The organism is Microbacterium sp. AC132 (assembly GCF_979258525.1).
Genome location: NZ_OZ409862.1, coordinates 2,258,438 through 2,271,584, shown reverse-complemented (window position 1 = coordinate 2,271,584; position 13,147 = coordinate 2,258,438). Strand labels below are relative to the sequence as shown.

At 63.1% G+C, this 13,147-nt stretch carries 12 protein-coding genes; 6 read left to right on the top strand and 6 right to left on the bottom strand.

The features are described 5' to 3' along the window. Positions 1-68 precede the first annotated feature (68 nt). The 4 genes from ACZZZQ_RS10760 to ACZZZQ_RS10745 form a co-directional block, all read right to left on the bottom strand. Entirely contained in the window at positions 69-2,357 is a 2,289-nt protein-coding gene (locus tag ACZZZQ_RS10760; RefSeq protein WP_267415931.1) for an AAA family ATPase, read from the bottom strand. 218 nt (positions 2,358-2,575) lie between these two features. After that, positions 2,576-3,739, bottom strand: coding sequence for a tyrosine-type recombinase/integrase (locus ACZZZQ_RS10755; protein WP_396653579.1), 1,164 nt, complete (start codon positions 3,737-3,739; stop codon positions 2,576-2,578). Continuing rightward, a complete protein-coding gene (locus ACZZZQ_RS10750; protein WP_267415933.1) occupies positions 3,739-3,966 on the bottom strand; it encodes a helix-turn-helix transcriptional regulator in 228 nt (75 codons plus the stop codon). The genes ACZZZQ_RS10755 and ACZZZQ_RS10750 overlap by 1 nt, the downstream gene beginning before the upstream one ends. Before the next feature lie 1,746 nt (positions 3,967-5,712). Continuing rightward, entirely contained in the window at positions 5,713-6,213 is a 501-nt protein-coding gene (locus tag ACZZZQ_RS10745) for a hypothetical protein (protein ID WP_311258535.1), read from the bottom strand. Between the two features lie 474 nt (positions 6,214-6,687). Between ACZZZQ_RS10745 and ACZZZQ_RS10740 the strand changes: the two genes are divergently transcribed. From ACZZZQ_RS10740 to ACZZZQ_RS10715, 6 genes are all read left to right on the top strand, one after another. Continuing rightward, the gene (locus tag ACZZZQ_RS10740; protein WP_150115111.1) at positions 6,688-6,894 is read left to right on the top strand and encodes a hypothetical protein; all 207 of its coding nucleotides are present in this window, start codon (positions 6,688-6,690) and stop codon (positions 6,892-6,894) included. Positions 6,895-7,876: 982 nt separating this feature from the next. Further along, positions 7,877-8,257, top strand: coding sequence for a hypothetical protein (locus ACZZZQ_RS10735; RefSeq protein ID WP_311258534.1), 381 nt, complete (start codon positions 7,877-7,879; stop codon positions 8,255-8,257). A 118-nt stretch (positions 8,258-8,375) separates the two neighbouring features. Next, positions 8,376-8,771: a hypothetical protein gene (locus ACZZZQ_RS10730; protein WP_311258533.1), complete on the top strand. Its 396-nt coding sequence runs from the start codon at positions 8,376-8,378 to the stop codon at positions 8,769-8,771. Continuing rightward, the gene (locus ACZZZQ_RS10725) at positions 8,752-9,561 is read left to right on the top strand and encodes a hypothetical protein (protein WP_311258532.1); all 810 of its coding nucleotides are present in this window, start codon (positions 8,752-8,754) and stop codon (positions 9,559-9,561) included. The genes ACZZZQ_RS10730 and ACZZZQ_RS10725 overlap by 20 nt, the downstream gene beginning before the upstream one ends. A 382-nt stretch (positions 9,562-9,943) precedes the next feature. Then, the gene (locus ACZZZQ_RS10720) at positions 9,944-10,663 is read left to right on the top strand and encodes a hypothetical protein (RefSeq protein ID WP_463507511.1); all 720 of its coding nucleotides are present in this window, start codon (positions 9,944-9,946) and stop codon (positions 10,661-10,663) included. Next, positions 10,660-11,349 (top strand): HNH endonuclease, encoded by a 690-nt coding sequence (locus tag ACZZZQ_RS10715; protein WP_463507510.1) that lies wholly within the window; start codon positions 10,660-10,662, stop codon positions 11,347-11,349. The genes ACZZZQ_RS10720 and ACZZZQ_RS10715 overlap by 4 nt, the downstream gene beginning before the upstream one ends. A gap of 14 nt (positions 11,350-11,363) precedes the next feature. Here ACZZZQ_RS10715 and ACZZZQ_RS10710 read toward each other — a convergent pair whose 3' ends face one another. Both ACZZZQ_RS10710 and ACZZZQ_RS10705 read right to left on the bottom strand, forming a co-directional pair. Continuing rightward, entirely contained in the window at positions 11,364-11,987 is a 624-nt protein-coding gene (locus ACZZZQ_RS10710) for a uracil-DNA glycosylase (RefSeq protein ID WP_311258529.1), read from the bottom strand. Positions 11,988-12,010: 23 nt separating this feature from the next. Further along, positions 12,011-13,135 carry a hypothetical protein gene (locus ACZZZQ_RS10705; RefSeq protein ID WP_311258528.1) on the bottom strand — a complete coding sequence of 375 codons (1,125 nt, stop codon included), beginning with the start codon at positions 13,133-13,135 and terminating at the stop codon, positions 12,011-12,013. Between the last annotated feature and the right edge of the window lie 12 nt (positions 13,136-13,147).

The following is a 13,147-nucleotide window of genomic DNA, read 5'->3' as shown; positions in this document are numbered from 1 at the left end:
TGACATGGACGAGCGTCGCCAAGGTCTGGAGCTGTTCGCCGGGCCGAGCACCTTACATATCGAAGCGACTACGAGAGCGCTTCGGGGTCCACCTTCACGGCCTTACACATGTTGTCGAAGTGCTCTCTGTCAACCGCCCGCAGGAACTCCATACAACGGCGGACTTGGCCATGCACAACCCTCGCATCGAGCACTTCGACTGTTTCGTTACCCTCGCCATGGGAAAAGCGATTGCAGAAGTCGTACACGTCACGATATGGCTCATCGGGGTCAGCCAGCACTAGTGCTTCCAGCTGCTGGAGGAAGTTCGGCAGATGCGGTGCCTTATAGCTAGCGAATGACTCGAGTACCCGCCTGGCGGCATTGGGGAGCAAGAACAGGCGCTCATGATCCTCGCCGTCGTGGACCCCCTTCATCACCATCGAGAAGAGATACGCATACTCGGATGTGCTGTTCCGCAGGAGATCCGGCAACGGGCCGACCTTCGTCGCCCGCTTCCCTTCCTTCGTGGCTGCGAACATTTCCAGGAACGCGACCCTCGGGAATCTCGCCTCATTGGTATCGCCGTCGCGCAGAGCCTTGGCAGATGCGCTCCACCTGCTCCTATGCGATGTGATGAAGAGGCGTAGCAAATTGAAGTCATGAGTCAGAACGACGTACTGACCGAAGTTCTGAAGAGTGCTAAAAAGCCACTGATGGGTGGCAAACAATGCTTCGCGGTCAAGCGAACTGGAAGGGTCGTCAATCACAACGATGCGTTCCCGCGGGTCGATACCGTGTGTCTGCTGATCTTCAAGGTTCCGGAGAAAGTAGAGCAGCGACAACGTGGTGCGTTCTCCCTCGCTCAAATTGGTGCCCGCCTTTTCACCCCGTCGACAGGTGTAGGACTTGCCATCATCGGTCACGGCGATGCTGAGATGTGCCTTCCCATAGACACGTGCCAGATCGCGCGTGAGCTTGTCGGCCATATCCTTCGTCGTGAACTGCTCCTGCCGCACGCGATCCAGATTGCGGCTGGCTAGTTCGACCGACTTGGCAGCAGTATCGCTGGCGCTCTTCGCATCTGCTACTTGCTTCTCCAAATCGCGAAAGGCCTGGCCGTGGGATCCGACGATGTGGTCCAGAACAACCGACTTGCGCTGTTCGGTAAGCTCTCGGTGGCCTTTCGCTTGTTCGTTGTGGTCGTGTACGGCCTCTGACAGAACGGTTGCGGAGACTGCGTCGCCGAGAACAGACCAGTCGGGTTCGTCAGGGACCGCACTTGGATCAGCGACCTTGGCTGCGAGAGCGGCCTCAACAAGCTCGAGACTCCTAACTCGTGCGTCGACGTCGCCGCGCGCTCGCTCGACCGCTTGTTCATAGACAACCTGCAAGTCCCTCACAAGTTCCGACGGAGCCGGCAACGAGTCGAGCCAAGCCTCCAGGTCTTGCTTGCGTCCGGTCACAACTCGAAGCAACTGCTGCGCCGCGCTTCGGATCTCCAGCCAGCTCTTATCGAAGTGCTGAGCGAGTTGCTGTCGCCGCGCACTCGTTATCTCTCCGTCGCAGAAAAGGCAGTTGTCCCGCTCTTCATGGAGCGCTAGGCCCCGCTCAACCCATGTCTGTGCGTGTGGCGCTGCTTCAAGAGCGCCGAGCGCAACCCGTGTCGGCGTACGATTCAATATGAACCCCAGCTCACTCAGCTCGCCCCTCAGCGCGAGGGGCGCAACCAGTACTGGACTAATGGCAACGGGCGGTTCCTCGCCAAGTTGCACGAGAGCGTCCGCGTGGGCGCCGTCGTCTGGGAAGTCAGTCCTCGGAGCTCGTAACATCTCTCCGACCCTGACCACCGAGTAGCGGTTTCGGCTGTAGTGGCTGTAGTCGAATCGCTGAAGCTCGCTGACAATGCGGTCTTGCGCGTCGCGCACAAGCTTGGCTGCGCGCTTCTCGAGCTTGGTTCGGAGATCTTCAGCTTCGACTGCGCTGTCGCGCAAGCCGGCGATCTCCTCTTCGAGACTCTTCTGCGTCTCCTTCGAGTCGATGGCTTCCTGCCCCAGGGTGACGATGGCCTCGGCATTCTCGCCAGCCAGGAACTCTGAGAGATTTGCTTGAACCCACGCCCGGGTGAAGACAGCCATCGCCGGCGAGGGACTACTGCCGCCAGCGGGGACTGCGACCTTCACCTGATCGCTCGTCTCCCATACAACTCCGGTGGCGGCCTTTCCTGCGCCCAGGCTCAAGAGCAGCTCGGCGAGCGTGGACTTGCCGCTGCCGTTATGGCCGTACACGACGGTCGCGTGACCCAGCGGGCGATCTTCGGGCCACATGCCCTTCTCGAACAATCGCCATTGTTCTTTCATCTCGAGTCTGCGGAGCATGCTCTCACCGTACTGGTCACAATCGCTCGTCCACGCGCAGTACAGCCCGAGTATTCAGATGCGCCGTGCGTGCGGCGACTTCTCACGCGGTCACTCTCACACGAGCTCCAAGTCAACGCCTCTGCTTGGCGCGCAGCCGCCGTTCGTCACTCTCGGAGCCCTGCATGACGCGGGGACATTGGGCGAGTAGCACGACCACGATATGCAGGCTGCGCGAATCAGTTAGCGTCAGACGAGTAGTGAAGCCCCCCTCCGAACGCTTCTGCCCGCGCGCTGTCGAGTGCTGATGCGACGTCGTCGAGGTCGTCGTCAAACAGATCGGCGTACGTGTCGAGGGTCATCGCTGCGCTCGCATGCCCGAGCATGCGCTGGACCGCTTTGACGTTGGCGCCGGCGCTGATCGCGAGCGACGCCGCGGTGTGCCGAAGATCGTGGGGTGTCACGCGCGGCATGACCGCACGAAGCGCCCCTCCGCGCTCGCTCGCCCTAGCAGCAGACGCGTCCTCCAGCCGAGCGCGCTTGCATGCCCCTGCGAACCACCCGGACTTCGAGTTGCCCGGCCGAAGGTAGCCACCGGTCTCCGCAGGGAAGATCAGTTCGTCCGGTCGCTTGAGCGTGACCGCTTGAGCCATCGCCGCATCCAGGAAGGCCGGATAGACAACAGTACGACGTTCGTGCGTCTTCGGCGTCCCGACGACCACATGTCCGTTGACGATGACTGCGTTCGACGAGATGTTCAATCGGCGTCGCGCCACATCGACATCTGTAACCGTGAGTCCCGTCGCTTCACCCCAACGGAGACCTGTGTAGGCGAGGAAGCGCACCACGTCGGGATAGAGCGACGCCGTTGCGAGCCGTTCGACCTGCTGATGCGTAAGGTATGCCCTCTGCTTCCGAACCTTCCGCGGGGTCTTCACCTCCCGCGCCGGATTGGACTGGAGCCGGCGGTCGCGAACCGCTCCATCAAGGATCGATGCGAGGACCCCATGGCACCGCTTCACGGTCGTGGCTGAACGGTCAACGCTCAGCTCGGCGATCCAAGCAGCAACCTCGGTGTGCCGAATCGTTCCGACACGGCGGGTTCCCCACGCTGGCTCGACGTGCACGCGCCACGCACTCTCGTCACTGTGGAACGTGGACGGCTTCACCGCGACGGCATGCGCGGTCAGCCAGGCAGCACCGAGTTCACCGACCGTGACTCGAGACTCCCCCGGGGCGATATACGCGCCTTGCAGCTTTGCGGACTCCACCGAGGTGATGTACGCCTCAGCGTCCCGCTTACGCGTGAATCCGCCTTTGCGAGCGGTCTTTCCGTCTGGCTTGCGATATCGCGCTTCCCAGCGTTTACCGTTCTTTGTGTCGTACGAGTATGCGCTGCCCATCAGGCGGCTTCCTCCGACGTACTTGCATACTCTTGCGCGAGCAACCATTCGTCGACAGCCTCGGGACGATAGCGGGGGCTGCGACCGATTCGGATGAACTTCGGTCCGCGGCCAGTGATACGCCATTCGCTCAGGCTGCGCTCGGTCGTGCCGAGTCGTTCGGCTAGTGTTGCCGGCGTGATCAACGAGTCCAGCAGGCTCGTGCTCACAGGGGTGGAAAAAGACATGGATCTCCCTTAGAAGTCAAACTTCCAAGAGGACCTCGTAGCCGAACCCGTTAGCGGTTGCTTGGCGTATCCACCGGTCGGACCTGCTTTGGCCCTGCCCTTTTACTGTCATTCAGGCTTGCTCACGACTGTACACAGCACCGCAGACACTTCGACGTGTACACCGATGCCAACCGTCGATGCGTTGCCACTCGCGTCGCCCCTCCGCTAGCGCGGCACGCGGTGTGTACCTGGTACGTACCTGCGGAATCAGAGCTTCCAGTTACACCACCAGTTACATCAAGATCGGCGTCATTCTGCACCTCAAAGCTCCTCTCCCCCGGTGTGTACCTGGTGTACCTGGTCTAACTAGAAAAGGAGAAAGACATTGTCGTTGTCCACATCTCCATCTCGCCTGAGCCAGTAGGCCTCCTATATAGAGGTTTGCGTTCGAGGGCAGGTACACCAGGTACATTTGTGAAAATCGCAGATCAGACGCAAATAGTGCAAAGCCTGCATCACCTCGTCCCGACGGCCCGAAAACCTCCCACGAACTGGGATTTCTGCCCCTCGGCCACGTACCTGGCGTTGCAGGAACATGTGCAGGTACACGCGCTCACCAGCGGTCAACCTGTCTGCCGAGGACCCGCATATCGAATCCCGCGGTTCTTGCAAAGTCACCTGCCACCAGAACCTGCAGCGATCGGCACGGAAGTCACGACGAACCACTCCCCGCAGCGAGATGACGTTGGACGCAGCTTGCGGGGCTTCTGTCTGTGAGCCTTCGACAAGTCAGAAGAAGACCGGGTCGAGAGATCTACAGCGTCAGCGGGCCGAGCGAAGCGACAGCCAAGCGCCCTGGGAGGTGTCGGCTACGCCGACCACCGGTCAAGTTTCCGCCGAGCGAAGCGAGGTGAGAAACGCAGCCCGGTGCCACCTCCTCTTATGCTCTTTTCCTCTTTTGGCCCCGAGGCCGAGCTTCAGCGAGGAATCGGAGTCAAATTTGCTGCGTGATCGGGGTAAAGAGAATGACTCAAACTCATTGTTGGCAGGTTGACTCAGGAGGAACGACGGAGGCAGCCTGTCAACAGGGTCATCCTCTGTCCCCGGAAAGCCGGGGCTTGCTTGTTAACACGGTTTAGAACGAAGTGGCACCGTGTTGACAAGCTCAAGCGAAGCGACGCCAGGGGAGCGTAGCGAGCCTGACTCAACCTCGACGCGGCCGCCCGGAGGCGGGTGCCTTAGCCACTCGCGCAGCGCAGGCTGCAGCTTGCTGCGGCCTCTCTGCTGACGGCTGTCACACCATCGATGGGGGCGTATCGGTCGGACTCTTGACTGAATCCGGCGCGGCAGCGTCGGGAACTGATGGTCACTTCCCGCCCACTAGACGCCCCCTTGTGACCGTCTAGTGACCAATCCGAGTCCACCGCGCGACCGTCGGGAGCGCAGTCGAGGCGCCGTTTGAGGACACTTGACCCCGAGACGCAAGGGTGGCCACGCAGTGACCATCTGCGGGCCTCCCCCTGGTCGCCAGGTGGCCTCCCGCTGGTCATCTGCACCGAACCATGTCTCGTGACCCCATCGAGCGCCCCTCCGTGGGCGCGAAGTGACCGCCGCGAGTCCACGTCAAGGCCACCACGAGGCCAGGAGCGGTCCCCACTGCCGGCGGCCACTCAGGCGCGCGACGAGCGCCGGACACCGGCGAAAGAAGAACCCCCGATACCGGAGGGCAACGGGCGGTTAGTAGAAGTGTGAGGTGAGTGAAGCTCAGTCCTGAGCGGGCACCGTGAGGAGGTAGTCCTCGAGCGCGCGGGTGAACTGGTCCTGCTGCTCGACGGGTGTGCGCTGCGCGGCGAAGGAGAGTCCGACTCGACCGTCGCTGGAGACGTAGGCGCTGCCGGTGGCCATCAGCCGCTCGGCGCCATCCGCGCTCGGCAGGATGACGATCGACACCTGCTCGGAGGTCAAGAACTCCGAGCAGTCCCAGACGTCGGCGTCACACCACCCCTTGGCGGTGTTGTCGCGAGGATCCTCGACGACGAGGCCTTGGGTTTGGAAATAATTCACGAGCTGCAGCGCCGGAGGGAACTCGGACGGCACGGGCTCGACCGTGGTGTCCGAGGGCGAAGGCGTGACTTCGCGTACGGTGCTCGCCGAGGCCGAGGGCGAGGAATCAGCCGCCGAGTCAGCGTCGGGGGCGGAGCAGCCGGCGACGGCGACCGCGAGAATGAGAGCGCCCGATGCGGCGAGAAGACGAGTGCGAAGCATCCTCTCTGTATAGCGGTTCGCCGGGGAGAAAATGAATCGGTCAGCGGGGCTTCGCGGACGCGACGCCTGAAAACCTTTCCATCCCGGGAACCCTTTCTTTCCCGAAAGTCTTTCCTTCCCGAAAGCCTTTCCTTCCCGAAAGTCTTTCCTTCCCGAAAGTCTTTCCTTCCCGAAAGCCTTTCCTTCCCGAAAGCCTTTCCTTCCCGAAAGCCTTTCCTTCCCGAAAGCCTTTCCTTCCCGAAAGTCTTTCCTTCCCGAAAAGTCTTTCGGGGAAGCAAAGGCATCCGCTCGCCTCTTCGGCGAACGATCGCAGTCAATAGCTCGTCCGTGTCGCGGTGTCGCACAAAAGGCTCGTTATGAGGTGCTTCCGCCGACTGGCCGTCGTGAAAGTGCGCGGCGTCCAGAACGCGCATGCAAAGAGATCACCCGTGATCCCGCTTCCCTCGCAGCGGTGTCTGGAGCGAGAATAGAGCGGTGCCTCCACTGACCCCTGATGAAGTCAAACGAGCGCTTGCTCTGATCGAAAAGGGCGCGCAGCTCGGAGGGAATTATCCCGAACCGAGCGCGATGGAACTCGCCCGACGCGTGTTGACCGGCGAGCTTAGCCCTGAGGACGCGCGAGTGGAGATGAACGAAGCACTCCAGGAGATCGTCAAGCACGAGATAGACGAATCGAGCTAGCCGATGGGTTCGCCGCCAGGCCATGGAAGCCGCTCACATCATTGCTGAGATCGACGCCGCACGTCTGGCCGCGGCGGCAGAGATGAGGCAACCGCCGAGGAGGAGACCGCACGCCACCGCGCCGCATATGAGGCGCGGTGGCGTGCCGTTACGGGATCGCTAGACCATCCCATATCTCGTCTACCGGCGGTAGATGGAGATTCCGAGGCAGTCGGATCTTCACGCGCTCACTCCGAGCTGAACGCGCAGCGCCAGGACGGCCCATGAAGCCCCGGGGAACATCTGCTCCTCGCGGGTTTCTTCTCTGTCTCGGGGCGTGTACCGCCGATTTGGTACGCGGAGAGCAACCTCTTGAGGCCACAAGAACCCCTGTTCAGCGATACTAACGATTTGCTCGCCGGGGGTGTGCAGCGCCGCCGTGTAACCACTTCTGTACCAGCGCCACTGTGGCCGATCTGAACGCTGACCTGCGAAAAATGCGCTATGCACCGTATGTACCGCAGTTTCGGCGGAACTATATGCGTACGTGTGCGCATGCGCGCATGTGTGGACTTTCTCGGATCTCGCGGTACATCGGTCACATACCTTCCTCTCTTCCTCTCAAACCCTTGAAAGATCAGGCCAAAACACGCCCCCTGCGTGTACCGCCGATGGACTCTCGCCTTCAATCGCCGGTACACACTTCTCCCACGTTCGAACTCGTATTTAATCTCTGAACTGGTAATTATCCGTAGGTGGCGTGTACCGCCGATGGATTTTCAACGACGGTACATCGCCCAGAATGTGTTCGGAGAAACAGAACGAGTACAGCCGCAAAGGGAAGGACTTTCACTCTTCCTACTGAGCAACTGCAACTCCCGCACCGCCGAGCCCAATGACCCAACGCCGCCGGAGCCGGTCGCATGAACGGCTCCGCCGTCGACCCCACCACATGGGTGTAACTAGGGTGGCTTATAGGGTAGTACGGCGGTAAACTGGCGATATGGAAACCCTGACCCCGACGACAGCACACGGCCGCACCATGCGTATGGACATCCACGACATCGTGCGCGAGCTCAACGCAGCCCTCGGCCCGACGCTTGTGGCAGGCCTCGCTGGATCCAAGGACCGCAAGCTCCCGATCCGCTGGGCAAGGGCCGACGGCCCCGAGCCGCGCTCGGACGCCTCGAACCGTCTGACGTTCGCTCACCGTCAGTGGACTCTCCTGTCTGCATCAGACGGCGATCACGTTGCCCGGCAGTGGTTCATCGGCGGGAACCCGCACCTGCGCGAGGACACCCCGATCACGGCGATCCGCGAGGGCCGTCATGGTGAGGTCGCCGACGCCGTCGAGTCATTCATCGCCGGGACCGCTGACGCGTGACGTGTGCGCGCCGCGTAGCCTCGTGTCGATGTAGTGGTTTTTTAGTGGCACGTTCATAGCTTTCCCAGTGTCACGGGAGTAGAGTGTGACTACGAGTCAAGGGACAGGAGGCACGCTGATGAGCGGCAAGACGATCGCAACGGCCACGAAGCACGGCGCGCACAAGAGAGTGATCAAGCTCGACGTTCGCGAGGTCACCCGTCGCCTGAACGCGGCGCTGGGTGGCACGCTCGTCTCGACCCTCGCCGGCTCCAAGGACACGAAGGCCTCCTACAAGTGGGCGAAAGAGACCGGCTCCCAGCCTGGTCCCGAGGTCGTGAAGCGCCTCGTGTTCGCGTACGAGCAGTGGCAGAAGGTCGCTGAGGCTGAGGGCGAGCACGTCGCTCGAGTCTGGTTCATCGGCGCGAACCCCTGGATCGAGTACGAAACCCCGATCATGGCGATCCGCGAGGGCCGCTTCAAGGACGTGGGCAACGCCGCTCAGGCCCTGATCGATGACAGCTTCAGTGGCTGAACCGGGCACACGGCGGATCTGCCAGGACACCGGACTCGCACTCGTTGCGGGTCCGGTGTCCTCGTTCCGGATCGCCCGAGAGTCGTACGGGGCCCTGGCGCCGAAGCCGCGAGAAGCCAGCGATGACCCCGGCAACTGGAGTCGCTACGACACCATCGGACGAACCATCTACAGCAGCGCCGACCGCGTCACCGCGTTCATGGAGCTGCTGGCGACCTATCGCACCGACATCAACGCCGAACGCCGCGCGCTGCAGCCGGCCGCAGATGCGATGGGGAAGAGCCTCGACGACTACTGGAACGAGATCGTCACCGAGTGGGACGAGTCTGATCACATGAAGGCCTCATGGCTCCCCCGCGCCTTCCGCGACGGACGTGCGCTGTACACGATCGAGTATCCGGATGGTTGGTGGATCGACGCCTCGGCAACGGAGACGATCGCTGCCATCCATGACCTCTTCGCCGGCCCCTGGCCCACGAAGGACGGCGAGTCAGAGAGGCCTCTCACGCTGTCCGACCTCACCGGTGATGACCGTGTGCTCACCACCGCGATCGCCGCCGCGATTCGAGAGCACGTCCAGCTCGACGATGGCACGCTGCCGCTCGGCATCCAGTTCCTCTCCAAGCACGGCCGCCCGGCCGACGGTTCTGGTCTGTGCTGGGCGTACTGGATGCGTCAGGTCGACAGCGGACTGGACGAGCCGGCGAAGGTGATCCGCACCGAGCCGATCCTCGAGGACGACGCGGCTTTCAAGGCCGCTCAGGTGCTCTGCAAGATCAAATCGCGGTGATGGTGATAGAACTCGAGGTCACCGTCACCCCGCGCGAGACCCACGTGTGGGCGCCGCGAACCCAAGCGGCTCAAGAGCTGCGCCGGGAACTCACCGACGCCGGCTACCTCGTCCGTGACGCTGACCCGTGGGGTCTGGACACCGCAGGTCTCATCCCTGACGGCGAGCACCTAGAGTTCGACCCCGCGCGCATCTTCGACGTCGGCATCGGCGCTGACGCGAACGCGACCCTGCATGCGCTGGTCGACTCCGGACACACGCTGATCTGGCATCGCTGGCAGACGCGGCTCTCTCGGAAGGTCTGGGGAGTCCCGGTGGCGATCCCCGCCGAGGCCGACCGCGCGCCGGCGGCACCGAGACCGCGACGCACTTCGGCACCACGGTGCGCAGCACCCGCGGCCTCGGTCTGCGCATCTCCCGCGATGTCTACGCGACGATCAACAAGCGCTCGTCGTCACCTCGCTGGCACCGCGACGACAACCCGGAACTCTGGGACGCCCTCGACAGCGTCTATGAAGACGCCGAGCACCGCATCCTCACTGACGAGTGGTGCGAGGAGCACCGAGAGCGCGCCCTTCAGAACTTCGACCTGAACATGGCCCACTTCGCATCCTTCGACCGCGACGAGTTTGAGCGAGCTCTGCGATCGGCCGTCGCCAGCCAGCGCGGCATGGTCGAGGTGAAGGACTTGACGAAGTGGGACGGCGTCGCCGGGCTCTACGTGATGGTGCTCGACGAGTACGCACAGGTCTATGTCGGCGCAACGAACAGCTGGACCGGCATCGCCAAGCGCGTCCGTCAGCACTGGACCACCCAGAAGCAGTTCGATCGCCTCATCTTCGGCGACGTCGACAAGTCGATCATCTCGATCGACAGCTTCCGCGCGCTCGACACCACCCGCATCTTCGCCCTCAAAACCGAGAGCTCGTTCGCTGACGAGAACGATCTGCTCGAGCAGTTCCCCGCGAAGTTCACCCTGAACAGGCTCCGAGGCGGCAACGACGCCGTCCGCCTTGCGGGCTTCCTCGGAGTCGGTGCCGTCATGCGATCTCGGGAGTTCGCGACGGATGACCCCTCGACGACAGAGCTGGATCCCGCGTGACGGTCGCGGTTGATGCTCTGCCTGACGACGCCGTCGCCCTGTACAGCGAGACTCTCGCCGGCGTCGCCGAGGCTCTGCCGTCGCTCGAATTGGCTGAGCAGCGCCTTGCCCCCATCGCCGGCGAAGTGTGGACGGGTATGCTGACCCTCCACGGCACGACCGCCGCCGGAATCACCGATCGCTCGTCGCGCCGCGTCTCCGACCGCACAAGAGCGCGGGTGTTCCTCCGAGACGGATTCCTCTGCACCTACTGCGGCGGCCAGACGATCCCCCGCTGCGTCCTCGTCGCGATCAGCGACGTCTTCCCCGAAGCGCTCCCCTACTACGCCCACTACCGCCGAGGAACTGTGCACCCGGCATACTGGGCCCTCGCCCCCGAAGCCGACCACAAGCTCGCCCACGCCAGCGGCGGCTCAAGCGACGTCGACAACCTCACCACCCTGCACGCGATGTGCAACACCCGGAAGTCCAGCTTCGCTGCCGAGTCACTCCCCCAGGTGCAGCTCGTCCCGCCGGCCATCGCGACCTCTTGGGACGGGCTCCTCTCGCGATACGCCGACCTCGTCATCGCGGGCAACCACCGCGGTCGCCGTCACTCAGCCTCCGGCTACCACCTCCAGTGGCTGCAGCGCTTCGACCGCCAGGCGGACGCCGCGAGAGTACGTGAGGCCTCGATTTCGCGCTGACGCCCTCGCGATGATCAGGCGAGCAGCGCCGCCACCTCGTGGAATGCCTCGCGTCGCCGCGCCACGCGGGCTGCCCGCTCCTCGAGATCGCGCACGAACAACGCCTGCGGCGACGGATGGAACGTGCGCACGACCGTGAGCCCACGATCCCGCTCGATAGTCGGGGCGATGTGCAAGAGTCGCCGCCAGGCGTGGTCTGCGTCACCGCCCTGAAGCAGGACGATCTTCACCTTCGGCGCGAGCTCCAGCAGATGCAGGATCGTCTCGACTCCGGCATCCAGCTCTGACGCCTTCGGAGCGCGGTTGATGTACCAGGGGTAGGCGTTCCACGGGAGCAACTCGAAGGGCGAGACCCCGGCCTCCTCGAGCAAGACCGCCTGCAGCTCGGCGCTGCCGTCGTTGTTCTCGACGCAGATGAACCCACTGCCGACCTCGTCCTGCGTGGCCGGGCCTGGGTCGCGCAGGATGCTCAGCACCCGGGCCTCGACTCCACCATGGAGGGGAGCGACGTACGGCGCCCAGCCTCGACCCACCTCGCGTAGTTCGTCGACGTACTCGTTCACAGGCGCGACGTGAGCCGCGTAGCGATCAGCCCACTGCTGCTCACGGAACGCCTCGATGGCCATCTGCTTCGGCATGGCTTGACGGTAGCAGTGCGCTGCTACCGGGCGGAGTCAGCGTCAATCGCGACGCCAGCTCGCTCACGCCAGAGCTGCAGGTGATGCTCGATGGTTGCATGATCTCCCCGAAGCGCGGCTTCGCTGCCGGGTGAGAAAAGAACCAGCACCTCCGATTCGTCGAGGGTGCTGAGCCAGCCCGCGAAGGCGGTTCGCTTGTCATCGCCGTAGGATTCGGCGAGCATTTCGAGGAGATCGCGTCTAACGCCTTCACCAGCCATACGTCGGGTGAGGCGCGTGTGGGCTACGTCCCGGCTGGCGGCGTTCCACGCGTCGGAGAACGACGCGTACCCGCGTGAAAGGTCGAGGTTCGGCGGGATCTTCGGCAGGTCTGTGCGTCCTCTCACCAGGATTGGAACGGCCTGCTCTCGGACCCATTCTTCCAACTGCCCCACCTCGTGCATGAGGGTGTACACCGTACCGGTGTGAGGTCTCCGGACAACCACCTCCGGCCAGATGGAGACGCCCATCTTCGTACCTCGAGGAACGGAAGCAAGAACGCTGCCAACCTCAGCGACCTGTTGCTCGCCGGCGAGCAAGGCGGTGTGTGACCCATCCTCGAGGTCGACCCGACCGACTCGGGTCAGCGTGACGCTCGGCTCTCGGTGCTTCGCGAAGTTCGTGTGCTCTGCGAGACGTCTCAGGGGGTGCATGTCCACGTCTCGGCGGTGAAAAGGCTGGAGCCGGTGAAGGCGTTCGTACAGCTCGCTCCCGCGGACGAAGACGCCTAACGGTCTGCGTCGCTTATCGGAGGCCCAGGCATCGAACGCTTCCGCTGAGAGCTTCGCCGGTACCTCGATCAGGGCAGCCTCTTTGCGATCCAGATCGCGCCCCAGTTGCGACTCGACCTCCGCGAACAGGCAGTGTTCCATGAGGTTGCGGGTCTGATTGAGAGCGTCCGCGAACAGCCGGGGCACTGCTTGCGGCAGCGGTGCGATCGAAGCGAGCACGACCTCCTCGGTGGTCGGCGTCAGCCTCTGAGCCAGTTTGAGGGGGTCGGCAGCCAAGTATGGATGCAGAATCTGCCCGAGCCGCAGAATCTGCGCATCTACGTGCGCAGCGGTGTACAGCGCATGCTCTTGATGCTCCGGCAGCCAGCTGTCACTCATTCGCGTCAACCG